Consider the following 24,250-nt stretch of genomic DNA (forward strand, 5'->3'; position numbering starts at 1 on the left):
CCAACAATGGCTATTGAAAATAATGGCATCGAACATTCGACACGAGGGAACAGTATTGTTGATGTATTGGAAACCGTGCTGGATAAGGGTGTTGTGATCGCTGGAGATATACGAGTTGGTATAGCGGATGTAGAGTTATTAACGATTAAAATCCGCTTAATCGTAGCTTCAGTTGATAAAGCGAAAGAAATTGGAATGGACTGGTGGGAAACGGATCCATTCTTAAATTCCAAAGCTGCCGAGCAGAATACGAAGCACCTTGAAGAAGAAAATAAAGAGTTACAAAAGCGAATTGAACAGCTGGAAAAAAATGCTGGACAAACCAATCGCTTTGTTTAATAAAAAATAGCCAAGAGGAGCGGATGAAAATGGGAGAGAATTCAGGGAAAAACAATCAGAACAATCAGAACAATGAGACATTTACTAGAGCGATCATTGGAGGGTTATTAGGTACGGCTGCAGGTTTAATTATGCGTCCCCGCAAACAGAACCAGTCGAGCCAATCCGAGGACCAGGAGAATACGGAAGAGAAAGAAGGACTCAAAGAAAAAGGTAAGAAGGCTGGCAGCAAAGTCAGTTCGGGTGTGAAAAAAGCAAAAGACAAAACGAAAGAAACAGCAGAAAGCACTAAAGAAAAAGCAAAAGGCACCAAAGAAAAAGCTGTAAATGCTAAAGATTCGACGAAGGAAAAAACGAAAAGTGCAGCTGGAAAATTAAAAAGATCCAAAAATAAAAACGAGGACCAAGACGAAGAAGAACTAGAGGAAGAGAATGAAGAATTAGAAGCAAGCAATGAAGAAGCAGCAGCTACCACGGAAGCTTCTGAAACAGAAGAACAAGAAAATCAAAATCAGTCGGAAGACGTAAATGAAGATAACAGCGAAGAAGAAGCTGAGGAAGAAGAAGCTGAGGAAGAAGAAAGTGAAGAAAAAGAAGCAAGTAATGAAGAAGTAGCAGCCACGACAGAAGCTCCTGAAAAAGAAGAAACAGAAGAAGAATCAGAAAAGCAGCCTAAGAAAGCAAAACAAGCAGAAGAGACAGAAGAAGAAGCTGAAGAAGATCAAGACGAGGAAGAAGAAGAGTATCAGGGCAATAAGCAAAAGTCCGCTAAAAAACCAGCTTCGAAGTCTACAAAGAGCAGCAGTTCTTCTAAATCAACGCCAAAGAAATCAACAAAAAAAGATGAGAACGCTGAAAATAAACCTTCTTCACAGAAGAGTAAATCTAGTGCTTCCAAATCAAACAGCAAATCAACGACAAGGAAGAAAACGACTGTATCTAATAATGATGATACTACAAAAGGCTAAATAAGAAGGAGGAACTGGAATGGATGACGTACTTGTAACATTCGTGAAAGCAGCGAACAATTATGACTTTTCTTTAGATATTACACTTAATATTAATGGTGCCCTTGTATCAGGCACAACGATGTCGGCGGAAGATTATTTAGAAGGCATCTCTAATGTTTTTGAAGAGGGAAACGACATTTCTCAAGCTATCAGTGAGAAGTTAGCTGAAGCAAGTAAGGCAGCAAAAGAAGAATCAAATGGGGACGTTTCTTATATCCACTTGAAAAATGCTCAAGTTTACAACGGTGACGGTGATCCTACCCCTTCTGAAGGAGAATTTGAATGGAGAGGAAAACTTGATGAAGTTGATGGATTTTTCTTAGGTAAAATCTCAAGTGAAGACTAGAAGGAGCGGGACCATCACCGCTTCTCTTTTTTTTGGAATGAAAGAGTGGTAATTTAATAGATAGAGTATAATTTTAGGGAGGGGGAGGGTCTGTTTGTATCCTTATGTCTTAATGATTCTTGTCGTGTTTATGTATGCTGGAAATCTACTAATCGGAAAAGCTATTAATGACCTGCCCCCTTTAACGATTACATTCTTCAGGCTGCTTATTGCCTTTACGGTTTTGTTACCGATTGGATACCGCAGTGTTATTAATCACAAGTCCTTGTTTTTGGAAAACAAAAAGCCGGTCTTAGCCTTGTCTTTATCAGGCATCGCTTTGTTCAACACCTTTATTTATGCATCACTGCAATTTACTTCGTCTTCCAATGCCGCCATATTAGAATCAGCCATTCCAGCGGTAACCGTGATCTTTAGTATTTACTTACTAAAAGAAAAAATAAATCAGATCCAGTCCGCCGGCGTCTTGCTCTCTCTCTTTGGATCGATATGGGTTATTGTGGATGGACGTTTATTTCAAATCACTCATTTGCAGTGGAACATAGGTGACATCATTATGGTTGGTGCTATTCTATCGTGGGCGCTCTACTCTATCTTTGTGAAACTTTATATGTTCCGCTTTCCCCCATATGGAGCTGTACTTGTGATTACAGGGGCAGGTGTCATTTTTCTTCTGCCAGCAGTCATTGTCGAATGGATGATTTTGGGGATTCCCGCGATTTTCAGCAGAGAATATGTAGCTGGGCTTTTGTATCTGGGGATTTTTCCTTCTTTTATTGCTTTAATTTTTTACAATCGAGCAGTTGAATTGCTGAGTGCCTCCAAAGCGTCCATTTTTTTAAACCTTCTTCCAGTAGTCACTATGCTGGGTGCAGGATTGTGGCTGGGGGAAAAGATTACACGTATGCACATAATAGGAGCATCTATTGTGATGATAGGCGTTTTACTAACAACTCAAGGAGGAAGACTGAGAGGGAAGAAGAAATTAACTGATCAGACTGCGGTTTTAGAAAGAAAGACTCAAAAGTAGCAGGACTTAAGGGGGGTGTTAGGCAGGAGTTTAAAAAGAATAACAAGCCTTTTGGTGGATTTGAAGAATTTGGTTAAAATTTGGAGAGAAAATTACGTTTTGTCACTACATATTAGGGTATCTTTTACATAACAAGGAGGAATGATGGGAATGTCCTTAACAGCAATCAGTCTATTTATTATTGCCGTATCTTTTGCACTTATCGCTATTTTTGTTGTAAAAGTTCTTAAAGCGGCCTCCAGTACCATGCAGAGCGTAGCAGGTACATTAGAAAGCGTAGAAAGCAAAATGGATGGGATTACGAAAGAATCCGAATACTTACTGCAAAAAACGAACGTACTCGCTGAAGATGTTCAGCATAAGAGTGAGTCATTGGATAGTCTTTTTACTTCCCTTAATCAGGTGGGTACATCCGTCGGTCACATGAGCGAGACGATGAACCACCTTTCAGCCAGTGTTTCAAAATCTTCCGAGAAGCATTCTGAAGACATGGCAAAAGTAATGAAGTGGGGCGACACGTGCATTAATCTATATACAAAATGGAAATTAAGAAAACAAACCTTCCAATCTCGAACGGATAATGAATAAGTAAATCGAAATTTAACAAAGAAATGAGGTTATTGTATGGATTATCTAGGTATTGGGGTATTAATCATCGGCATTGTATTTGCCATCGTGTCCATTTTCTTGATTAAAACTCTTAATAATTTAGCAAATGTACTAAAAGGTGTAGATAAAACAGTTGTAAAATTACCAGATCAGTTAGATCAAGTGATGTCCCAGACGAGTGATGTGCTAAACACTAGTAATGACACGCTGGCTGATGTAAATGAAAAAATCAAAGCATTAAGCCCGCTGTTTTACATTGTAGGTGACATCGGAGAGTCTTCACGTAAGTTAACTTCCTCTTTAGTCGATGCGACAGCTTCGATGAAGAAGAATACATCATCAGGCGAAACGAAAGTAAAAGAGAAAGATGTTAGTGGTTTATACGGCGCCGTAGCTCTCGGTTATTATTTAACACAAAGACGAAAAGCGCTGAAGGAAGCAGCTGCAGGCAGTAAGGCTTCCATGGCAGCCGGCAGAGAATCATGAGTCACACGATTAAAGAACGGAAACAATCTAATAAACTAAGCACAGGCATTGCTCTTTGTGCAGGTTTATTGGGCGGCGCATTGTTACGTTCTAAACTGGCGCCCGACGATCCTTCCATTCGTAAAACGACAAAAGATTACGTAAAAGGCAAGTACACCGCTCAAACGGATAAGCTTAATGAAGCAGGCAAGCGGAAGTATGAAAGATTTCAGATTAAAAAGCAGGGACTTAAATCTGAAGCGAGAAAAGATGCAATCACTCAAAAATAATATATTTTAAGTACCGAAAGGGGAACCCTATTATGCCAAATGAACAACAGTCTCAACAGCCGCAATCACCAAAAGGAAAATTATCTCTTGCTATTACAGTTGGAGCTATTGTCGGAGGTGCTCTCGTATTAGCTAAAAGTGAGTCAGCCCGTACACGAATTAAACAAACTTCATCTTCTACGAAAGACTCTGTCAGCCAATATGTAGCTGATGTAAAAGCTGATCCGACAGGTGCTAAAAATGATCTTCTTGAGCGTATTCAGAAAACGGCAACGATTACGAAAGAAGCACTGAATAAAATTCAAGAAATCCTTGATAATCAAGGTAAAGAAATTACGGATAAGGTTCAAGAAGTGAAAGATGAATCTCAAGATATTGTGTCTACAGCTAAAGATGCTGGAGATGAATTAAAAGATGTAGGCGATAAAGTGAAAGAAGCTAAAGAAGAGCTGACAGACTCTGCAGAGAATGAAGCAGCAGCCACTTCAAGTAACGAGCAAGATGATGATACAGACACGGACCACACGGTAACGAAAAGCCCGATTAACTAAAGAACTATAAAAAATCCCTTCTGCTACCTATAACTGGTGTCAGGAGGGATTTTTTATTGCAATCTTCCGTTAAAAAGGAAAGGGAATCCATCATCGCGTTTTTACAGGCTGCTTTAAGTGAAATATTCTAACCTGGCTTCAGGAAAATGCTGTTCAATGTATCCCCCAAGAGTTTCTTTCATGTCTTCCTGCTTATCTTTTTTATACACGTATTTTCCAATGCCGTACCGCCCCCACTTATACTGCCGTTTCTCTTCATCCATTTCCAGCTTCGTCATCGGGTAATTTTTTTGAATCACTCGTTTGGCCGGCTGCGTAAAACGATGTTGAATCAGTTCAAACGTTAAATCTTTTACAGCGTAAGCCGGCAGTTTATCTTCCAATTTTTCAAAAAGCTCGCGGTACCCTTGTTTCCATCCATCGTACAAATAAATGGGAGCAATAATAAACCCTAAGGGATAACCGGCTTCAGCCACTTTAGCAGCCGCTTCAATTCGTTCGTCCAACCTTGAAGTTCCAGGTTCCAAAAATTTTATCACGTAATCCGCATTTAAACTGAAGCGAAAACGCGTACGTCCATTATGTTTGGCGTCCAGCAAATGATCAACATGAGCAAATTTTGTAACAAAACGGAGGCGTCCGTGCTCGGATTTACCAAAGTACTCAATCGCTTCTTTTAACGTATGGGTAAGGTGGTCGACGCCGACAATATCAGAAGTACAGGAAGCTTCAAAGCGGGTTTCCTCCGGTGCCCGTTCTTTCATGTACTGCTCAGCCGAGTCAAAAATTTCATCGACGTTAACATAGGTGCGAATGTATGGTTTACTTCCCATCGTCGTCTGTAAATAACAGTAATGGCAATGCCCCATACACCCTGTGGCGAAAGGAATTGCATATTCAGCGGATGGTTTAGACGTGTCGAACTTTAACGTTTTTCGAATCCCTACGACCAGCGTTGACTTGGCGACCCGGTACTTTTGAAAGTCATTATCCCCAGGGAGATTACGTACTTGGTTGTGCGAGGTGGTTTCTCTAATTTCAATGTCCATATCTTCAAATTTCTTTTTTAGTTTACGGCCTAAAGGATAGTCCAGAGCTCTAGGCTCAATGTAGACAAGCTGAGGAACAAATGGCTTTACCACTCCAGACCCTCCTCGTGTGTAGAGCCGAAGCTTTCTTCATAAGCCATTTCTGCTTCTGCCATCGAAGAATACACAGCCATCGTATCGTCCAAAGGAAAGTAAGTTTCATATAAAAATAAAGCCAACTGTCCTGGCCGCTCAGGGTCGTTGACGACAGCCGCTTCTTGAACATTGGCGACATTATACGTGTGAGGATTGCGATAAATCACATAAACAATATCTCCTGGCTGGTAATTCTGATTGCCTGCTTCCATTACATCCACACCTTTCTTATGCTGCTCTCATTTTTCCACGAGCCATCAATAATATGTATTTGAATTGTTTTTACAATAATTATTGAATGTTGTGTTCAATAATTATAGAATATATCTAACAATTCAAGTGAGGTGATGAAATGGAAGTCATTCAATTCAATAGTAAAAAAAGAGAAACGTACCGCGTGCGAGTCGAACATTCGATATTATTTGAATGTGCTTTAGGCATTGCGGCGCTGACCAATCAATCATTAATTGATACGCTGGAAAAGAAGAACTGGCACAAAGAACGGTTTGATGAAGCATTGAAAAAAGAATTATCTTACGTAAAACTGCATAATACGTGGAAAGCACTCCTGCAGATTTTACATCACGACTCCTTCCCTTCTCTTCAAGACTTTACTCAATTTATTCAACAACTAGACAGCGGAACATTAAAGTATATAAGCCTTCCCTATTTAGGAGAAGATTTAGAACCTCTTAGAAAAAAAGCTTCTAAAGGCGAGAAAAATGCCATTCGACAATTATCAAACGAAGTAAGTGATCATGCATTCTTTCCCTCTTACATTCAATTCATTAGTGAAGTAGATGAATTAACGTTAAAGCAGCACTTACAAGACGTTATGACGTACTGGTACAAAGCGGTTATCGAACCTGAAGAAGAAGAGCTGAAGGATTTATTAGAGCGCGATTACGTTGCCAAAGAGAAAATGATCCATAAATTAGAGCCGGAAGCATTTGTCGAATGGGCGACCGGGGGAATGACCTACAAGCCGGAACCAAGCGTTCACCATGTGTTATTAATCCCGCATCATACCTATCGTCCATGGAATGTAGAAGCTGATCTTCCTGATACAAAAGTCTTTTATTATCCGGTATCAAACGACAGCTTATATCAAAACGACCCATACATTCCGAGTCAAATGCTTGTGCAAAAATATAAAGCGTTAGGCGATGAAGTCCGGTTACGTTTAGTAAAATATTTATATGAAAAAGAAAGATCGCTTCAAGAGCTGACGACGATTTTACAAATGGGTAAGTCTACTCTTCATCATCATTTGAAAATGTTAAAGTCTGCCCGGATTGTAGAATCCAGTCATTCGACCTATCGATTGAATAAACGTACGATCGATTCCATGCCCATTGACCTTGAACAATTTTTAGGAATAAGTGATGATGAAGCATGAAGCGATTAAACCTAAAGAACCACAGCAGCCGGAATGGAAGCGGAATTATCCTGCTTTTCGCTTAATTGGAGGAAACGTTGTATCTTTTATCGGAGATCAGATCTATTTACTTGCGCTTCCTTTAATTGTGCTCGTGTTAACAGATTCTCCCCTTGCTATGGGAGTGGTTGCTTTTTTAGAAAGGCTTCCTATCGTACTTCAGCCCATTCTTGGGGTGCTCGCTGACCGGCTGAATCGAAAGCGGATTTTATTAGTTTGTGATGCCAGCAGAGGATTGCTTGTAGGTGTGATCGCCTTTCTTTTTATAATGAATCAACTCATGTTGTGGCACGTGTACAGTGCGGCTTTTATGATGGGGCTGCTCAGTCAGCTTTATAATACGTCTCAATTTGCCGTGCTTCCTTTCTTCGTTCGGGAAAATGATTTAGAGAAAGCGAACGCTGTTAATACGGGATTTTTTCAAACAGCGGTTTTTTTAGGTCCGGGGCTTGGCGGTATCATCGTCAGTTTGTACAATCCCGGGTATGCGCTTATGATCAACAGCTTTAGTTTCTTTGCCGCCTGGTCAGCCGTAATGAGCCTTCCGATGCCGCAAGTTGAATCAAAAGAACGACGAACATCGAAAGTATGGGCAGATATAAGGGAGGGATTTGGTCACGTCTATCGTATGAAGCCGATCTTGTTTACAAACGTGGCCATGATGTTTTCTATATTTGGTACTACTCTCTTTTTAACGATGATGGTTTTTCATCTGAAAGGGGCCATAGGCTTATCGGCTGGTTCCATCGGATGGCTGCTCTCTGTTGGCGGTGCGGCCGCGGTTGGGGGAGCTTTTCTGTCTCCTTTTTTAAAGAAACGGTGGAGCTATCAGCAAATTTTATTTACTGCCTCTTTCATAGGGGGCTTATCACTGATGGGCTTTAGCTGGATGTCTTCTTTTCTTGGTTTAATGGTTATGAATGCGGTCGGCACATTTGCGGCTTCCGTTCAAAGCCCGTGTATTATTACGATCCGTCAAAAGCTTACACCGGCTCGTTTACTTGGCAGAGTGCAGGCTACCAGCCGGTTCATCAGCTGGGTATCCATGCCTGCCGCTGCCTTATTGGCCGGGGTGATATCGGAATGGTCGAGTACGAGTATGACGATTTTTATTGGAGGGACTGTAACCACTCTAGCCTCTATTGTGTATCTGCATCCTTCTTTGAAAATGGCTTCATGAGATGTGGCAGAATTGTGGGATTTAGAAAAATGTCTTCAAAAGAAGGGATCTCCTTTGTTTTAATGGAAAGAAGATAGTATAAGAATTTATATACAAGGAGATATCTTTATGAATATTACACACGCTACATTAGGAGAGATTGAAGAAATTATGCCCCATTTAGGCGAATCTCTTGAAGAAGGTTCTCGTGGTTATTATCAAATCGAACAAGATCAGGCGACGAAAATGGTCCAGGATGTTTTAAATGACGATGGGCAGATTCAGGTCGTAAGGGAAGACGATAAAGTCGTAGGCTGGGTTCTTTATGGTCAGCAAAAAGATAGTTTTTCCGGAGAAAATATCGGATTTATTTATGACTTGTACGTTTTGCCCGATTATAGAGAGAGAGGGTTTGCCAAAGCGATGATGGAAAATGCTTTGACTGAGTTGAAGCTCCAGGGGATGACGTCTGTAAGGCTGGTCGTTTATGCAGGAAATGAAGCCAAACAGCTTTATGAGAAGCTTGGATTTGCAGAAAATCGTACAGTCATGAATAAATCTTTGTAATCGGATGGGTCCGATGAAAAAATGGCCTTATGCTTTTTGAGTGTAGGATTGAGCGGCGGCGGGACGGTCTCAGCAATCAGCTGGGAGTACCCTTTCGTCGTACGGTAGAGCGGTGTTTATCATCCTGTTGAAGAAGCAGGAGAACCGATCGGAGAAGTAGAATTTAAAGTAGACGAGGAAGGGGACTATAACGGGGACGCTTCAAATGCCTATTACATTGGAACAGCATACTATTCTATTCCTGGTGCCGATCCGCACAAAGAAATTGCGGTAGCATTAGGATGATAAATACGTTAAAGCCGTTTATGAACATGAAGCACCGAAAAACGCTGCATTTTCATTGCGATCGTAATCATGATCTTACTTATTGTGCAGTATTTACGAAAGAAGTAATGATTGTTTCACGTGAAACATGACCAGGAGGTATGTGTATGAATCCGATTCTAAATGAGATTGGTACTACTTTTATTCCTGTACGAGATATTGAACAAGCTCGTGATTGGTACTGTGAGTTACTAGGCGTTAAAGCTGATGGAGAAGTCTTGTTTGGGCATCTCTATATGCTCCCGATGAAAGGAACCGGCATTGCTCTGGATAGCAAAATTTATTCCAAGGATGCCGTCTTCAACGTGCCGGCATTTCATTTTAATACAAACGACATAAACGAAGCCTATCAATTTATGAAACATAGAAATGTTGAACTCTTGACTGAAATAGAACATAATCAATGGTTTACTTTTAAAGACCCTGATGGAAATATTCTTATGATAAGCGAGTGTTGATGAAAATGACAATGCATAAGCCAGCTATAAAAGAAATCGGTGCAGTTAAGCTTATTGGTTTTAGAGTCTGGTGTGAAGATGGCGGTCAATACATACATGAAATTCCAAAAGCCGCTGCTGAACTTGATAAAAGAAGAAACGAAATTTGTCATCTCTTATCACCAGTATGTCAAATCGGTGCTTTTAAGATTCAAACCAACTCGATTGAAGAAGATGGATATTGGGTAGGATTTCCTGTTCGTGAGATTGAGAATGTACCTCGTGACATGACTTCTTTAACCATTCCGTCCCAAACGTACGCTTCTTTGCATGTGGAAGGATCAAACGATAACATTCGTCCTGCCTATGAGCAGCTGCAGGCGTGGATGCAAACGCACGATTACCCCCGCTTATTACATAAATGGCACCTTGAGAAATATACAACGTGGGGAAATAAACAGAACGTGGCTGTAGAATTATTGGATACGACAGAACGCCGGGATCCTGCGAAAAATGACGAATATTCAAAGAAAATATAGTATTGAACTAAACATAAAAAGGGTATAGTATTACACCGAATGAGAGAGGTGTATGTCAGCTGCCCTGTATTCATGGAGGGGTTTATATGGACGTGTTACTTGCTTTAGGTATTGCCGCAGCTGGATATTTTATTGGTGACGGTTTGAAAAACTTTAAAAATCCGTCGGCCCCCGACTTTTTAAGCCAGCTTGATGATGAAGATGACCACCAATTGGTGAAGCAGAAGGACATTCATCATGTACTTGGAGTGTCGAAGGAAGATGGGCAGCAGCTTCTTCAAGACCATCCGGATATTCCACACGTGACGATTAATCAAAATGTGTATTACCCGAAAGAACAGCTTAAAGCATGGGTGAGAAAAATAGGAAGTTAATTTTTTTAGTAAAGCAGTCGAAATTTTAAAGATTACCTTTTACAATGAGTAATAGATTTTAATTTTATCAACGTATACGATGGGGAAAAAGCGAGTTTGTATTTATTCGGTTTTACTTCATGCTTTTCATAGCCAACATATGATAAAATAGATTAAGAGTGAAAAAGGCATACGCATGCGCAGCAGCTCGACAGCCTGCAGCGCTTTTTTCTATTTTTATATGAAATGTTTCACGTGAAACATTAAGATCGTGTGCTTGATCGAAAAAGGTGGTGTCTAATCGTGTTACATCCTTTTAGCCGTCTGTTCGGACTGGGGGATAAGTCGGACCCTGAGAATCAGGAAAATCAACACGAAGAAGAATATAGTCCTGACGAAGTAATCCAAGTTCCTGTCGATCGTGTTCAACCGAACCGATATCAGCCAAGAGCCATTTTTAATGAGGAAAAAATTAGTGAACTTGCCCAGACGTTACATACACATGGGATGATTCAACCGATTGTTGTACGTCGACTGAACGAGGATCAATTTGAGCTTATAGCCGGTGAACGCAGATGGCGTGCTGTTCAGACCCTTGAATGGGAGACCATTCCAGCCATTATCCGGGATATGGATGATGCGCAGACAGCTTCAGTAGCTCTTATTGAAAACCTTCAACGTGAAGAATTAACGGTGATTGAAGAAGCGACTGCTTATGCAAGGCTTCTTGATATTCATGAACTGACACAAGAAGCATTGGCCCAGCGCTTAGGGAAAAGCCAATCAACCGTAGCGAATAAGCTGCGTTTGTTAAAGCTTCCGGAATCTGTCCAGTATGCGGTGATGAATAAAGATATTACCGAACGTCATGCGAGAGCTTTGATTGCCGTAAGGGATGAAGAAAAGCAGGAAAAGTTACTGCAGGAAATTATTGAGAAGCAGCTCAATGTAAAGCAGACAGAAGAGCGCATTAATAAGATGAATGATTCGACGCCGAAGAAAAGAAAACCGAGATTAAAAGGCGTAAATAAAGATATGAGAATCGCCATGAATACCATTCGTCAATCGTTGGATATGGTGACGGACACAGGTGTCGATTTAGAGACGAATGAAGAGGATCATGAAGATTATTATCAGTTTACGATAAAAATACCGAAGAAAAAATCATAAACTTCCAGGACTCACCCATCTTACTTTGTTATGAGATGGGTGTTTTTAACAGCATTTATTAGAACATAAAGGCAGGTGACAGCATGGGCAAAGTCATTTCTGTGGCTAACCAAAAAGGCGGTGTAGGAAAGACGACAACAGCTGTAAATTTGAGTGCATGCCTAGCTTACTTAAACCACAGGGTTCTTCTCGTCGACATTGATCCGCAAGGAAACGCAACCAGCGGGGTAGGGGTCGAAAAAGGCAGCATTGATCAATGTATTTATGATGTATTAGTGGACAGTGTCAGTGCCGAAGACGTACGAACACCTACCATGGTGCAAAACCTTTATGCCATTCCAGCCACCATTCAGCTGGCAGGAGCCGAAATTGAACTCGTACCGACGATTTCCAGAGAAGTAAGGTTAAAGAAAGCCATTGATGAAGTGAAAGCAGATTATGATTACGTTATTATCGATTGTCCGCCATCTCTCGGTCTGTTAACGATCAATTCTTTGACCGCTTCAGATTCCGTTTTGATTCCGGTTCAATGTGAGTATTATGCTTTAGAAGGATTAAGCCAATTGTTAAATACGATTCGTCTAGTCCAAAAGCATTTAAATAAGAACCTGATGATTGAAGGTGTGTTATTAACGATGCTGGATGCACGTACAAATTTGGGGATCCAGGTTATTGATGAAGTGAAAAAGTACTTCCAGGATCGAGTCTATCAATCAATCATTCCTCGTAATGTCCGCTTAAGTGAGGCTCCAAGTCACGGAAAACCGATTATTTTGTATGATGCGAAGTCACGTGGTGCTGAGGTTTATCTAGATCTAGCGAAGGAAGTGGTGGCAAATGGCGAGAGGGTTAGGTAAAGGAATTAATGCTCTTTTTACTGATTTCAATGCAAAAGAAGAGGAACAATTTCAGGAAGTTAATGTAAAGGACTGCAGACCCAACCCTTATCAACCTCGGAAGCAGTTTGCGAAAGAAGCCATTGAGGAACTGTCTCAATCCATTCAAGAACACGGCATTCTGCAGCCTTTAATCGTCCGTAAAAGTATTAAAGGCTATGAAATTGTTGCAGGTGAACGTCGCTTTCGTGCGGCTAAGGAAGCTGGATTAGAGAAGCTGCCGGTCATTGTGAAAGATATGACGGATGAACAGATGATGGAAATCGCTTTGCTTGAGAATCTGCAGCGGGAAAACTTAACACCTATTGAAGAAGCGCGTGCCTACCAAAATTTAATGAATACGCTCGAGGTGACACAGGATGTGCTCGCTAAGCGGCTCGGCAAAAGCAGATCGCACATAGCTAACTTTCTTAGACTGCTGAGCTTATCACCAGAAGTCATTAACAAAATTAATGAAGGTCTCCTGTCGATGGGGCATGGACGGGCACTATTAGGATTAAAGGATGCAGCAAAAACGGAGGCTGTGGTCGAACGGATTGAATCCGAGCGTTTAAATGTAAGGCAGACCGAGAAGCTGATTGCCGATCTCAATGAGCGAAAATCAAAGAAAAAAGCGCAGCAGCCTGAAAAAGATATTTTTATTAAAGAAAGAGAAGAAACCCTTCGAGATCGGCTGGGTACAGATGTAACGATTCATAAAGGAAAGAAAAAAGGGAAAATCGAGATCGAATTTTTCGATGACGATGACCTGGAACGGATTTTAAACTGGCTTGATCACAAATAGTGAAAGGCCTGGCGGGGGTCCTGACCAGGTCTTTGCTGTTTTTACATACGAAATTGAATGATGGCTATTGGAGAGAATAGATATGGCAATATTAGGAACGATCGTCAATGGAATTTGTATTATTATAGGAACGTTACTGGGGCTGTTTTTCACAAAGATCCCCGAGCGGTTTAAAGAAACCGTCATGTGCGGGGTAGGTTTGGCTGTATTGCTTATCGGACTGCAGATGGGGTTTGAAACGGAAAATATCGTTATTGTCCTGCTCAGTTTACTCAGTGGAGCCCTTATTGGTGAAGCTCTTCATTTAGAAGAAAGACTGGAGTATATCGGGCGTGTGATTGAACGTAGGTTTATAAAACCTGGTCAAACCTCTACGATGGCTCAGGGATTTATTACAGCTTCGCTTATTTTTGGGATTGGAGCGATGTCTGTTATTGGAGCGTTGGATGGAGGGTTGCGAAACGACCACGAAATCTTAATAACAAAGGCTGTGATTGATGGGTTCGTAGCGTTAGTATTAACCTCGAGCCTCGGCGTGGGTGTTATTTTTTCAGTCATTCCCGTTGTGCTCTACCAGGGGTCCATCGCATTACTGGCTACTCAAATCAATCGGTGGATTCCACAAGATTTGCTCGACTTGTTTATCGTGGAAATGACGGCGACGGGTGGACTTCTAATTGTGGCGCTTGCTTTAAACTTACTAAAGCTTACGAAAATTCGAGTCGCAAATTTACTTCCGTCCTTATTGATGGTGGGAATTATTTTATATATCGCAGAAATGTTTTAACAGCAGTGAGTGCGTAACTCATTGCTGTTTTTTTGTAGCGGCTAAGAAGTTTTGATAAGGTTCATTTCTTAACCTTTCATTCATTCGTTTGGCTTCTGTTAATCGAAGAGAAGCGGCGATCTTCGCTGACATGTTCATCACTAAATGCAGTCTCGTATTTTGCAGGACGACGTATTCCATAAACCCTCCGACGTTGACGAGACCGCTGATATGATAATCACCGACAGCGGGCAAGTCTTTGTTTAAGGCGGCTCCTGGCGTGAGTGAGCCTTTTCCAAAAACAATCGAGCCGATGGAAGCTTTTTTCCCTAAACATGCATCGATGGCAAGAATCGTTGGTTTAGGGTGAAGGCGGTGGATGGCTTTTAACGTATCATTCAAGTTTAACGCGTGCACAGGCTCTTCCAGGGTACCGTAAATATGGAAGCTTTGCATCGATTGATCTCTAAGCATCGAACCGACTAAAGGGCCGAGAGCATCACCTGTGGAACGATCTGTGCCGATACAGACGACCACTATATTTCTTTTAACGGGCAGGGCTTCATAAAGGGTGTCGCTTAACTGATCGCACATGAAAGGATCATCGGTTTGAAAACGGTGCTCGCTTTTTGGAAACTTGTCCTTCCTATTCATAGCTTCTCCTCCACACACATATTAGTAACAGTATATAAAGCTGTTCGAATTTCTATACGTAGCAAATACATAGAGTGGGGAGCGGTTCTTACATGATGTCAGGATTGAAGTGGATGTTCTTAATTATCGGAACGATGATCGGTGCAGGCTACGCTTCGGGCCGTGAGCTGTGGCAGTTTTTTGGACAAGACAGCAGTTTAGCTATTCTTCTGTTTACTCTTATGTTTATGATTTGTTGTGTGTCCATTATGAGCATTAGCTATGAACTGCAGACGGGTCATTATTTACCGGTTTTGCGGAAAATTGTCGGCCGGCATCTTACAGGCGTGTATGACTGGATGATCATCGTTTACTTGTTTACAACGACAGTCATTATGCTGGCTGGCAGCGGGGCGACGTGGGAAGCTTTTAACTATTCGTATAAGCTTGGCGTGCTTGCAATTGCCATTCCGCTGATTCTGCTTTTTGTATGGGACGTTAAAGGAATCGTAGCCGTAAACAGTCTGGTTCTTCCACTGTTAATTGGTGGATTACTGTTTATTCTGATGATGTTTATTACCGATCAAGAGCTTTCCCTTTTCGGTCATCTTCATGAGACAAGCAACTGGCTGGCGGCCTTTCCGTTTACAGCGTTGAACGTTCTCCCGTTAATTGCTGTGCTCGGGGCGATAGGGAATCGGATGAAAAGCAGAAAAGAACTGTGGGTCGCCAGCATAGGCAGCGGTCTTGTACTGGGCGGGGTCTCGTTTTTATATAATAATAGTTTGATTCAAATCGCTGATGAAATTCTCGTCTATGAAATTCCATTATTTGCGATTTTGCAGCATTACCCTTATTCGATGATGATATTTATGTCGATTATGATGTGGATCGCGATTTTTACAACAGCGGCTTCCGGGACGTTAGGCCTTGTCACGAGATTTCGTGATTATTGGGAACAGCCGTTATGGATCGTTGCCTTTGCGATTGTAGCGATCATGCTTCCATTTACTTCATTCGGCTTTTCTACACTTGTCGGGTACTTGTATCCTCTATATGGCCTGCTCAATTTGTACGTATTGCTTTCCCTGCTCATTTATCCCGTAGTGCATCGATTTAAAATAAGCTGAAAACCTGTTAAAATAAACTTCATAGAATGAGAGGCAGGGGAGCAGCTGTGGAAGATGCAATGTTAAAATGGGAGGAAGCCGTTGATTACGTAACAGGTCCTGCTTTATGGATGACGGTGGGACAAGGTGCTTTAAAGATTATCTTAATTTTGATTATCTCCTACTTAATTATTAAAGTCGGACAAAGACTCATTTCACAATTTTTCTTAAGACGCAGGGAAGGGCCTTTTTCGATTACGGAGCGGCGTGAAGCAACGCTTAAGAAACTGATTATTAATGCCTTAACGTATGTTGTCTATTTCACCGCTTTTATCATGATCTTAGAAACATTTACGCTTGATATCGGAGCTTTGCTTGCTGGTGCCGGTATCGCCGGTCTTGCGATTGGCTTTGGCGCTCAGAACCTCGTTCGCGATATTATCAGCGGATTCTTTATTATTTTTGAAGATCAGTTTTCCGTCGGGGATTACATTCAAGCGTCTGGTGTGGAAGGGATTGTTGAAGAAGTTGGAATCCGTACGTGTAAAATTAAAGGATTTACAGGCGAAGTGCATATCCTGCCAAACGGAAATGTGACCCAGGTTACCAACTATTCTATCTATAACAGCTATGCGATCGTCGATGTCAGCATTGCGTATGAAGAGAATATTGAACGAGCGGAACATGTCATTGCTGAACTGCTTGAAGAGCTTCCGGAAAGCTATCCTGAAATGGTGGCCGTACCTGAATTGCTTGGCGTGCAGAATTTAGGAGCTTCTGAAGTAGTGGTACGGATTATGGCTGAAGTGGAGCCGATGGAACATTTCTACATATCACGTGTGATTCGAAAAGAAGTGAAGAATCGTCTCGATATGGTAGGAATAGAGATTCCTTTCCCTCGCTTAGTCATGTATTCGCGTCATGATAATGAAACGGCGCAGGAGCCATCAAATACAGGAGGTTAATGGAATGGCGGAGAAAACGTACGATTTAAACGATGTGGTTCAAATGAAGAAAGCCCACCCATGTGGGGAAAACCGCTGGAAGATCATCCGAATGGGAGCAGATATCCGCATTAAATGCGAAGGCTGCGGTCATAGTGTGATGATCCCGCGTAAGAAGTTTGAATCGAAGCTTAAGAAAATTATTGAAAAAAAGGAAGAACAATCATAAGACGGTTTCTATTTTTATGATTTAAATAGATCAAAAGTAAAAAACAAGCTCTTAACGGTGCTTGTTTTTTACTTTTTGTATAGGTTGTTATTTTTCTGTGGAGTATCTATAATTGGTATGACCAACATACATGTATGGAAATCCTTAAGGAGTGGAAGTTTTATATGGCACTAACAGCTGGAATAGTAGGTTTGCCGAACGTGGGTAAATCTACATTATTTAATGCAATTACACAGGCAGGAGCTCTATCGGCGAACTATCCATTTGCTACGATCGATCCTAACGTTGGGATCGTAGAAGTACCGGATGCTCGTTTACAAAAGCTTACTGAACTGGTTAATCCTAAGAAGACTGTTCCGACAGCCTTTGAATTTACAGATATTGCAGGCATCGTAAAAGGAGCGAGTAAAGGAGAGGGACTTGGAAACCAATTCTTATCCCATATCCGCCAGGTGGATGCAATTTGTCACGTCGTCCGCGCATTTGAAGATGAAAACATTACACACGTTTCAGGACAGGTGGATCCCATTTCAGATATCGAAACGATTAATCTGGAGTTGATTTTAGCTGACCTTGAAACCGTGTCGAAGCGAATTGACAGAGTCGCTAAAATGGCCCGTCAAAAAGATAAAGATGCAGTAGCTGAATATGCAGTTCTTGAGAAAATCAAGGAAGCGTTAGAGAATGAAACGCCGGCCCGGGCGGTTGAATTCTCCGATGATCAGCAGAAAATCGTAAAAGGCCTTCATCTATTAACTTCTAAGCCTATTCTTTACGCAGCGAATGTAAGTGAAGAGGAAATCGGTGCAGAAGATAATGAACGTGTGAAGCAGATCCGTGAGTTTGCAGCGAATGAAAATGCAGAAGTCATTGTCGTCTGTGCCAAAATTGAAGCGGAAATTGCTGAGCTTGATGGAGAAGAAAAACAGGAATTCCTCGAAGACTTAGGCATCGCGGAATCTGGACTGGATCAGCTGATTAAAGCGACGTATAACCTGCTTGGACTGGCCACGTACTTTACGGCAGGTGAGCAGGAAGTACGCGCCTGGACATTTAAAGAAGGCATGACCGCACCGCAGTGTGCCGGCATTATTCATACGGACTTTGAACGTGGTTTTATCCGTGCTGAAACGGTATCCTACAGTGAGTTAGTAGATGCTGGTTCCATGGCAGTTGCTAAAGAACGCGGCCGAGTTCGTCTTGAAGGTAAAGATTATTTAGTGAAAGATGGCGACGTTATTCATTTCCGTTTTAACGTATAAGCGAGGATCTCTCCGTTAACTATTGTTTTTATACTAGACTTTTGATATAATACAACATTGTGAGTAATTATAGTTGAATTACTCCTTGCTCCTTCAGCCAGAGGGAGCCGTTAAGTCCATAAGGAGGTGAACACGGATGAGAAATTACGAAATTATGTACATCATCCGCCCAGACATCGAGGAGGAAGCTAAATTGAGCGTAGTTGAGCGTTTTAGCGGGATTCTTTCAGATAACGGTGCGGAGATCGAAGAAGTTAAAGAAGTAGGTAAGCGTCGTCTTGCTTATGAAATTAATGACTATCGTGATGGCATTTATGTAACTGTTAGCTTCAAAGGCGATCGTGATGCAATCAACGAATTCGACCGTCAAGCGAAGTTCTCTGATGACGTAATCCGTCATATCGCTGTACGTGAAGATGATCAATAAGGAGTGGTTCTGATGTTAAATCGTGTCGTTTTAGTCGGCAGATTAACGAGGGATCCGGATTTACGCTATACGCCAAACGGAGTAGCTGTTGCCAACTTCACTATTGCTGTGAATCGACCATTCTCTAACAATCAGGGAGACCGGGATGCCGATTTTATCAACTGTGTCGTTTGGAGACGAGCAGCTGAAAACCTCGCTAACTTTATGAAAAAGGGTAGTCTTGTTGGAGTTGATGGGCGTTTGCAATCTCGCAGCTTTGACAACCAAGAAGGAAAGCGTGTGTTTGTAACAGAAGTTGTTGCGGACAGCGTACAGTTCCTGGATACGAAAGGCGGTTCTTCACAAGGACAAGGTGGAGGCGGCCAGCAAGGATTCCAGCCAAATCAGAATCAACAGCCAAATAACTTTAACACCAATAACAATAATAACAACAATGAGGATCCTTTCGCTGATAAAGGTGAACCAATTGATATTTCAGATGATGATTTACCATTCTAAAATGTAAGGAGTGAAAGCCATATGGCACGTCGTGGACGCGGTAAACGTAAAAAGGTGTGTTTCTTCACAGCTAATGGAATTACACACATCGATTACAAAGATACTGACTTACTAAGACGTTTCATTTCCGATCGCGGGAAGATTCTTCCTCGTCGAGTAACTGGAACTTCTGCTAAGTACCAACGTAAATTGACTAAAGCGATCAAACGCTCTCGTCAAATGGCTCTATTGCCATACTCTGCTGAATAATAGCGGATAACAAAAGCCTTGAAGTCTACTGGACTTCAAGGCTTTTTTGTTTTAATTTATCCGGCTGCAGGCACTCAGACACTTCCGCTATAAGCATTTTAAACTTTTGCTTATACATTTCGTACCTGCCGGCGCGCACGGCCTTTGCTGCATTATTTCATATCCATTAACGCTTGCAGCTCATCTTTGTTAGCCAGCAGGTCATCAAGGGTGTATTGGTCGAGAACATTTAAGAATGCATATAAGGCGTCATTTAGAATATGTTTCAATTTACAGGCAGGAGTAATGACACAATAGTTTCGATCCCTGTCAAAGCACTCTAATAGATGAAAATCGTCCTCCATAGCACGCACAACGAACCCGATATTAATGTCTTTAGGGGCTTGAGCCAGTTTAATCCCGCCGCTTCGTCCTCGAATCGTTTCCAGCATCCCTAATTTATTTAACTGATGAATGATTTTCCCTAAATGATTCTCTGATATATGAAAAACCTTCGATATTTCTCCCTTGCTCGAAAGCTCTCCGTCCGGCTTGGAAGCTGTATAAATCATAACGCGTAACGCGTAATCCGTAAATTTCTTTAGACGCATAGGAATGTCCCTCATTTAATAGGTTATTATTTATATTTTATCACAGGCTGATCAGTGTGTCTTTGGAATTGTCTTGAAGACGTGATTTTAAAGAAACGGAAGAATTTAATAAATCTGTCACAAAAGATGTATTTTGAATATTGCTTTAAATTGTTATTTGTTTTTATAATAAAGATATAAATTAAATACATCTTTTAAAGGAGTTTTTTCCATGGCTGTTCAACTTAGTGAAAAAACAATTCAAACGGTAAAATCTACGGTTCCTGTATTAGCGGAGTACGGGGAAGCGATTACAACCCACTTTTACAAACGCATGTTTGCTGATCACCCAGAACTAAAAAACATATTTAACATGACTAATCAAAAAGCAGGAAGACAGCCGAGAGCGTTAGCAAATGCGGTTTATGCGGCAGCGATGCATATTGATAACCTGGAAGCGATTCTTCCGACGGTGGATCAAATTGCAGAGAAACACCGCAGCTTAAACGTTAAGCCGGAACAATATCCCATTGTCGGCGAGTACTTATTATTAGCGATCAAAGAAGTATTAGGGGATGCAGCAACAGACGACATTATTGAGGCCTGGGGAGAAGCATACGGTGCGATTGCGGATGTGTTTATTCAAGTCGAACAGGAAAAATATAAGAAAGCGAAGGAGCAGGAAGGCGGCTGGATTGGCTATCGTGACTTCACAGTAGTCAAAAAAGTGAAAGAGAGTAATGTGATTACTTCTTTTTATCTTGAACCTAAGGATGGAGGCATCATTCCACCTTTCCGGCCTGGACAGTACATCACCGCTCAAGTAAGTCTTCCTGATAGTGAATACAAGCAATTGAGACAATACAGCTTATCAGACGCGCCGGGAAAAGACTATTACCGGATCAGTGTAAAAAGGGAAGACGGCAGCGAGGAACAGCCGGATGGTGTCGTTTCTACATTTTTACATGAACAGGTAAAGGAAGGCGATATTTTGCCAATCACAGCCCCTGCTGGAGAATTTTATCTTAATGAAGAAAGTACGAATCCTGTCGTATTTATCAGTGGAGGCGTAGGACTGACGCCAATGATGAGTATGTTAAATCGTTTAGTGGATCAAAATTCAGAGCGTGACGTATATTTTGTCCACGCTTCTCAAAATGGAGAAGTTCATGCATTTAAAGGAGATGTCGCTCAATTTGAAGCACAGGCTTCTTCTGTGCAGTCAAAAGTTGTATACAGCGATCCTCATCCTTCTGATGCGGAATATGATAAAAAAGGTCATATTGATCTAGAGTGGCTGAAAGCTGTCGTTCCATATGATGCTGAGTTTTATTTCTGCGGTCCTGAAGGGTTTATGAGAACGGTAAACGCAGCCTTAAATGACTGGGGCGTTTCAGAGGAGCAAGTCCATTATGAGTTTTTCGGTCCAGAATTAAGTCTACAATAGAAAAGCTTACAAGCTGGAAAAGAACTGAATAAAGCATAAAATAATCCGAACGATTCTATTAAAATCAGTTCGGATTATTTATATTACATCGAATGTACGCCGCTCCGTCAAACTACTTCGCTTTCCGTGGGCACGGCCTCAGCTTCCTCAGAAAGCAAAGAGCGCTTTCCTGCGGGATCTTCGACTCGTGCTGTTCCCACAGGAGTCTTCGTATTTTGACTACGCTTAAGATCTGCGTTTATACGAATGTTCATTTTTTGACACTATTGCCTCTATTTTGCCTAGAGAATAGGAACAGGGAAAAAGGACTGCTTTCCGCGGGGGCTCTCCTTTCTGCTTGTCCCACAGGAATCGTCACTTTTTCCATTCCATTAATCCCAAGAGGCATTTGGAACTTTGGAACCATTCTAGAATGAAAATGAATGTTCTGCTCCAAATTCTATTTCCATAAGGGCACAGCTTGTGTAAGTCATTTTTCTTGTGATCTATTATGGTAAAAGGGTTTTAGGAAACGGCGAGACTCCTATGGGAGATACGAATAAGGTGTGACCCCGGGGGGCTGATAAAGCCCGAGGAGGCACACCATTCGCCCATGGAAAGGGAGTCGTTTCCTAAAACCCTTTCTTATATCAAATGAAAGAAACTTTACCATACAAAAAAGCAAGCAGCGATCCGCTGCTTGCTTTTTTAAAAAATTATTCTTCAACGTAAGCCCACTTGAATTCAAGTTCAGGACCTGTTGCTGTTGTAAATACACCTTTGATATTCGGACGGAAAAGCTGTGCTTTAGAATCTTGATACATAGGTGCTACCGCTGCATCTTCTTCTAGAAGCAGTCGTTCAGCTTCTAAGAACGTCTCAAATCGCTTGTCAGGGTCTTGGGCATACTCCCCATTCGCTTGTTCAATCAGCGCATCGTACTCTTCATTCGAGTAATTCATGTTATTATTTTGACCGCCAGTCAAGTACATGTTCAAGTATGTGTTCGGGTCTACGTAGTCAGGACCCCAGGTTGCGGCTTCCATCTCAAATTCAGAGTTTTGGTCGCGCTCCACACGTTCGTTGAACGGAACTTCCATAACATTAATAGATAGTCCCTCAAGCACTGTTTCCAGCTGTTCTTTGTAGTAAGCCAGTACATTACTTACCGTTCCAGTGTCATCACCAAGAAGTTCAATTTCTACTTCTTCTGTTCCCAGCTCTTCAAGCGCTGCTTCCCAGTGCTCTTTCGCTTTATCCTCATCATATTCAACGAGAGGACCTTGAGCGTCGCGGAAATCTTCATCGCTGTCCGGCATGTTTACGAAGTTTGAAGGTACATACCCTTCTGCTGGTACGGAACCGTCGTTTAAGATCGTATCAACAAGCGCCTGACGGTCGATGGCATAAGATATCGCTTTACGCACATCCACATTCGCTAAAGCTTCGTTGGCTTCCTGATTAAACTTAAAGAAATACAGGTAAGGCTTTTCAGCTACGTTAAAATCTTCAGTCGTCATGTATTCATCAACGAATTCCGCATTAAGTTCTGTTTGATCAAGATCTCCGGATTCATACAAGTTTACGCCTGTAGAAATCTCTTTAATGACTTGCGCATTTATCGTTTCCAATTGAACTGTATCCGCGTCCCAGTAGCTGTCGTTTTTCTCTACTGTCCAGCCTTGTTCATGGTCCCAGGATGTCATTTCAAACGGACCGTTAGCCAGCGCATATTCTGCTTCTGTTCCAAAGTCTTCTCCGTGTTCCTCAACAAAGGACTTGTTAAGCGGCATGAAGGTAACAAAAACAGTCATTGATTCAAAGTATGGTACAGGTTGTTCTAATTCAACTTCTAATGTATGATCATCTACTGCTGTGGCACCCAGCTCGTCCAATTCTGCTTCGCCATCAGCAATTTCTTGTGCATTTTTAATAACTCCGCCTAAAAAGTAAGGGCCGTATTCAGAACCCGTGTCAGGGTTTACCGCACGCTGCCATGCGAATACGAAATCTTCCGCTGTTACAGGGTCGCCGTTAGACCATTCGGCGTCTTCCCTCAGCTCAAATGTCCAAGTCATGCCATCATCACTTACAGAGCTGTCTGTGGCAATTCCTTCCGATAGATTCCCCTCTTCATCGAGACGATAAAGTCCTTCTAATGTTTCTCCAGCCCACTGAAATCCAACCGTATCTGTAATTAAGGAAGGATCCATACTGGAAATTTCACTTTTTGCTGTGACCGTTATTTCTTGTTCAGCACTGCTTTCCCCAGAACTGTCTCCTCCATCCGATTCACCTGAGGATTCGGAATCATCTCCACCGCTGCACGCAGCAAGGAAAAGAGCCAGCACCAGAGCGAACATCAGCCATAGGCTTTTCTGTTTCAAAAAAATCTCCCCCATTTTTGAATTTTTCAAAAATAAATACCTTTCTAATTATATAGATAATTCCAAATTCTTTCATTAACTTGTTTTCAGAAAAAAAAGAAAAAAAGGAATCAAAACGATCGAAAATGTTCGTGAAAGCGCATCACTGACTGTGAAAAGCGGTTCATTTTTTAAACCTTTTTTTCTTCTAAACCCTAGGGATACGTGCAAAAAGGAAAGGCTTCTGAACAGGCTCAAAAATCCTTTTGTCTGATTGTTTA

At 41.6% G+C, this 24,250-nt stretch carries 32 protein-coding genes; 27 read left to right on the forward strand and 5 right to left on the reverse strand.

What is annotated here, in order from left to right:
- Positions 1-6 precede the first annotated feature (6 nt).
- From ACGTNH_RS00330 to ACGTNH_RS00365, 8 genes are all read left to right on the forward strand, one after another.
- Positions 7-339, forward strand: coding sequence for a gas vesicle protein (locus ACGTNH_RS00330; RefSeq protein WP_394584205.1), 333 nt, complete (start codon positions 7-9; stop codon positions 337-339).
- Positions 340-368: 29 nt separating this feature from the next.
- Entirely contained in the window at positions 369-1,307 is a 939-nt protein-coding gene (locus tag ACGTNH_RS00335) for a hypothetical protein (protein WP_394584207.1), read from the forward strand.
- 19 nt (positions 1,308-1,326) lie between these two features.
- Positions 1,327-1,695, forward strand: a complete 369-nt coding sequence (gene gvpU / locus ACGTNH_RS00340; RefSeq protein ID WP_394584209.1) for a gas vesicle accessory protein GvpU — start codon at positions 1,327-1,329, stop codon at positions 1,693-1,695.
- Positions 1,696-1,789: 94 nt separating this feature from the next.
- Positions 1,790-2,725 (forward strand): DMT family transporter, encoded by a 936-nt coding sequence (locus tag ACGTNH_RS00345; RefSeq protein WP_394584211.1) that lies wholly within the window; start codon positions 1,790-1,792, stop codon positions 2,723-2,725.
- 150 nt (positions 2,726-2,875) lie between these two features.
- Positions 2,876-3,313, forward strand: coding sequence for a DUF948 domain-containing protein (locus ACGTNH_RS00350; protein ID WP_394584213.1), 438 nt, complete (start codon positions 2,876-2,878; stop codon positions 3,311-3,313).
- A 36-nt stretch (positions 3,314-3,349) separates the two neighbouring features.
- Positions 3,350-3,820 (forward strand): DUF948 domain-containing protein, encoded by a 471-nt coding sequence (locus tag ACGTNH_RS00355; protein ID WP_394584215.1) that lies wholly within the window; start codon positions 3,350-3,352, stop codon positions 3,818-3,820.
- Positions 3,817-4,089, forward strand: coding sequence for a hypothetical protein (locus tag ACGTNH_RS00360; protein ID WP_394584217.1), 273 nt, complete (start codon positions 3,817-3,819; stop codon positions 4,087-4,089). The genes ACGTNH_RS00355 and ACGTNH_RS00360 overlap by 4 nt, the downstream gene beginning before the upstream one ends.
- Before the next feature lie 32 nt (positions 4,090-4,121).
- On the forward strand, positions 4,122-4,640 hold the full coding sequence (locus ACGTNH_RS00365) for a hypothetical protein (protein WP_394584219.1): 519 nt from the start codon (positions 4,122-4,124) through the stop codon (positions 4,638-4,640).
- A gap of 113 nt (positions 4,641-4,753) precedes the next feature.
- Here the strand turns inward: ACGTNH_RS00365 and splB are convergent, their stop codons facing one another.
- Positions 4,754-5,782 (reverse strand): spore photoproduct lyase, encoded by a 1,029-nt coding sequence (gene splB / locus ACGTNH_RS00370; protein ID WP_394584221.1) that lies wholly within the window; start codon positions 5,780-5,782, stop codon positions 4,754-4,756.
- Positions 5,776-6,036: a transcriptional regulator SplA domain-containing protein gene (locus ACGTNH_RS00375; RefSeq protein ID WP_394584223.1), complete on the reverse strand. Its 261-nt coding sequence runs from the start codon at positions 6,034-6,036 to the stop codon at positions 5,776-5,778. The genes splB and ACGTNH_RS00375 overlap by 7 nt, the downstream gene beginning before the upstream one ends.
- A gap of 140 nt (positions 6,037-6,176) precedes the next feature.
- On the opposite strand from ACGTNH_RS00375, the gene ACGTNH_RS00380 reads away from it, so the two are divergent.
- The 11 genes from ACGTNH_RS00380 to ACGTNH_RS00430 all read left to right on the forward strand — a co-directional run bounded on the left by ACGTNH_RS00380 (position 6,177) and on the right by ACGTNH_RS00430 (position 14,278).
- Positions 6,177-7,223 (forward strand): ArsR/SmtB family transcription factor, encoded by a 1,047-nt coding sequence (locus ACGTNH_RS00380; protein WP_394584225.1) that lies wholly within the window; start codon positions 6,177-6,179, stop codon positions 7,221-7,223.
- Positions 7,210-8,442, forward strand: coding sequence for an MFS transporter (locus tag ACGTNH_RS00385; protein WP_394584227.1), 1,233 nt, complete (start codon positions 7,210-7,212; stop codon positions 8,440-8,442). Before ACGTNH_RS00380 ends, ACGTNH_RS00385 begins: the two co-directional genes overlap by 14 nt.
- A 108-nt stretch (positions 8,443-8,550) precedes the next feature.
- Positions 8,551-8,988 carry a GNAT family N-acetyltransferase gene (locus ACGTNH_RS00390; protein WP_394584229.1) on the forward strand — a complete coding sequence of 146 codons (438 nt, stop codon included), beginning with the start codon at positions 8,551-8,553 and terminating at the stop codon, positions 8,986-8,988.
- Between the two features lie 281 nt (positions 8,989-9,269).
- Positions 9,270-9,404: a hypothetical protein gene (locus ACGTNH_RS00395; protein WP_394584231.1), complete on the forward strand. Its 135-nt coding sequence runs from the start codon at positions 9,270-9,272 to the stop codon at positions 9,402-9,404.
- Between the two features lie 15 nt (positions 9,405-9,419).
- Positions 9,420-9,770, forward strand: a complete 351-nt coding sequence (locus ACGTNH_RS00400; protein ID WP_394584233.1) for a VOC family protein — start codon at positions 9,420-9,422, stop codon at positions 9,768-9,770.
- A gap of 5 nt (positions 9,771-9,775) precedes the next feature.
- Complete coding sequence (locus ACGTNH_RS00405; protein WP_394584235.1) at positions 9,776-10,288, forward strand: GyrI-like domain-containing protein; 513 nt, start codon at positions 9,776-9,778, stop codon at positions 10,286-10,288.
- Between the two features lie 86 nt (positions 10,289-10,374).
- Positions 10,375-10,662 carry a DNA-binding protein gene (locus ACGTNH_RS00410; RefSeq protein ID WP_394584237.1) on the forward strand — a complete coding sequence of 96 codons (288 nt, stop codon included), beginning with the start codon at positions 10,375-10,377 and terminating at the stop codon, positions 10,660-10,662.
- Between the two features lie 282 nt (positions 10,663-10,944).
- On the forward strand, positions 10,945-11,811 hold the full coding sequence (noc, locus tag ACGTNH_RS00415; RefSeq protein ID WP_394584239.1) for a nucleoid occlusion protein: 867 nt from the start codon (positions 10,945-10,947) through the stop codon (positions 11,809-11,811).
- Positions 11,812-11,894: 83 nt separating this feature from the next.
- Complete coding sequence (locus ACGTNH_RS00420; protein ID WP_394584241.1) at positions 11,895-12,668, forward strand: ParA family protein; 774 nt, start codon at positions 11,895-11,897, stop codon at positions 12,666-12,668.
- Positions 12,649-13,491: a ParB/RepB/Spo0J family partition protein gene (locus ACGTNH_RS00425; RefSeq protein ID WP_394584243.1), complete on the forward strand. Its 843-nt coding sequence runs from the start codon at positions 12,649-12,651 to the stop codon at positions 13,489-13,491. Before ACGTNH_RS00420 ends, ACGTNH_RS00425 begins: the two co-directional genes overlap by 20 nt.
- A gap of 82 nt (positions 13,492-13,573) precedes the next feature.
- Positions 13,574-14,278, forward strand: a complete 705-nt coding sequence (locus ACGTNH_RS00430) for a DUF554 domain-containing protein (protein WP_394584245.1) — start codon at positions 13,574-13,576, stop codon at positions 14,276-14,278.
- 18 nt (positions 14,279-14,296) lie between these two features.
- Here ACGTNH_RS00430 and yyaC read toward each other — a convergent pair whose 3' ends face one another.
- On the reverse strand, positions 14,297-14,911 hold the full coding sequence (gene yyaC, locus ACGTNH_RS00435; RefSeq protein WP_394584247.1) for a spore protease YyaC: 615 nt from the start codon (positions 14,909-14,911) through the stop codon (positions 14,297-14,299).
- 92 nt (positions 14,912-15,003) lie between these two features.
- Between yyaC and ACGTNH_RS00440 the strand changes: the two genes are divergently transcribed.
- The 7 genes from ACGTNH_RS00440 (at position 15,004) to rpsR (ending at position 19,608) form a co-directional block, all read left to right on the forward strand.
- Positions 15,004-16,020, forward strand: coding sequence for a YkvI family membrane protein (locus ACGTNH_RS00440; protein ID WP_394584249.1), 1,017 nt, complete (start codon positions 15,004-15,006; stop codon positions 16,018-16,020).
- A 59-nt stretch (positions 16,021-16,079) separates the two neighbouring features.
- The gene (locus ACGTNH_RS00445; protein WP_394586094.1) at positions 16,080-16,964 is read left to right on the forward strand and encodes a mechanosensitive ion channel family protein; all 885 of its coding nucleotides are present in this window, start codon (positions 16,080-16,082) and stop codon (positions 16,962-16,964) included.
- 4 nt (positions 16,965-16,968) lie between these two features.
- Positions 16,969-17,172 carry a DUF951 domain-containing protein gene (locus ACGTNH_RS00450; protein WP_394584251.1) on the forward strand — a complete coding sequence of 68 codons (204 nt, stop codon included), beginning with the start codon at positions 16,969-16,971 and terminating at the stop codon, positions 17,170-17,172.
- A gap of 164 nt (positions 17,173-17,336) precedes the next feature.
- Complete coding sequence (gene ychF, locus ACGTNH_RS00455; RefSeq protein WP_394584253.1) at positions 17,337-18,434, forward strand: redox-regulated ATPase YchF; 1,098 nt, start codon at positions 17,337-17,339, stop codon at positions 18,432-18,434.
- A gap of 136 nt (positions 18,435-18,570) precedes the next feature.
- Entirely contained in the window at positions 18,571-18,861 is a 291-nt protein-coding gene (gene rpsF / locus ACGTNH_RS00460) for a 30S ribosomal protein S6 (RefSeq protein WP_394584255.1), read from the forward strand.
- Positions 18,862-18,873: 12 nt separating this feature from the next.
- Complete coding sequence (gene ssb, locus ACGTNH_RS00465) at positions 18,874-19,359, forward strand: single-stranded DNA-binding protein (protein ID WP_394584257.1); 486 nt, start codon at positions 18,874-18,876, stop codon at positions 19,357-19,359.
- 21 nt (positions 19,360-19,380) lie between these two features.
- The gene (gene rpsR / locus ACGTNH_RS00470; RefSeq protein WP_101841900.1) at positions 19,381-19,608 is read left to right on the forward strand and encodes a 30S ribosomal protein S18; all 228 of its coding nucleotides are present in this window, start codon (positions 19,381-19,383) and stop codon (positions 19,606-19,608) included.
- 152 nt (positions 19,609-19,760) lie between these two features.
- Here rpsR and ACGTNH_RS00475 read toward each other — a convergent pair whose 3' ends face one another.
- The gene (locus ACGTNH_RS00475) at positions 19,761-20,198 is read right to left on the reverse strand and encodes an Rrf2 family transcriptional regulator (protein WP_394584260.1); all 438 of its coding nucleotides are present in this window, start codon (positions 20,196-20,198) and stop codon (positions 19,761-19,763) included.
- A gap of 211 nt (positions 20,199-20,409) precedes the next feature.
- On the opposite strand from ACGTNH_RS00475, the gene hmpA reads away from it, so the two are divergent.
- Complete coding sequence (gene hmpA, locus ACGTNH_RS00480; protein WP_394584262.1) at positions 20,410-21,624, forward strand: NO-inducible flavohemoprotein; 1,215 nt, start codon at positions 20,410-20,412, stop codon at positions 21,622-21,624.
- Between the two features lie 695 nt (positions 21,625-22,319).
- Here hmpA and ACGTNH_RS00485 read toward each other — a convergent pair.
- On the reverse strand, positions 22,320-24,005 hold the full coding sequence (locus ACGTNH_RS00485) for a peptide ABC transporter substrate-binding protein (protein ID WP_444875030.1): 1,686 nt from the start codon (positions 24,003-24,005) through the stop codon (positions 22,320-22,322).
- Positions 24,006-24,250: the final 245 nt, after the last annotated feature.

This window comes from Halobacillus sp. B23F22_1 (genome assembly GCF_043497005.1).
Classification (GTDB): Bacteria; Bacillota; Bacilli; order Bacillales; family Halobacillaceae; genus Halobacillus_A.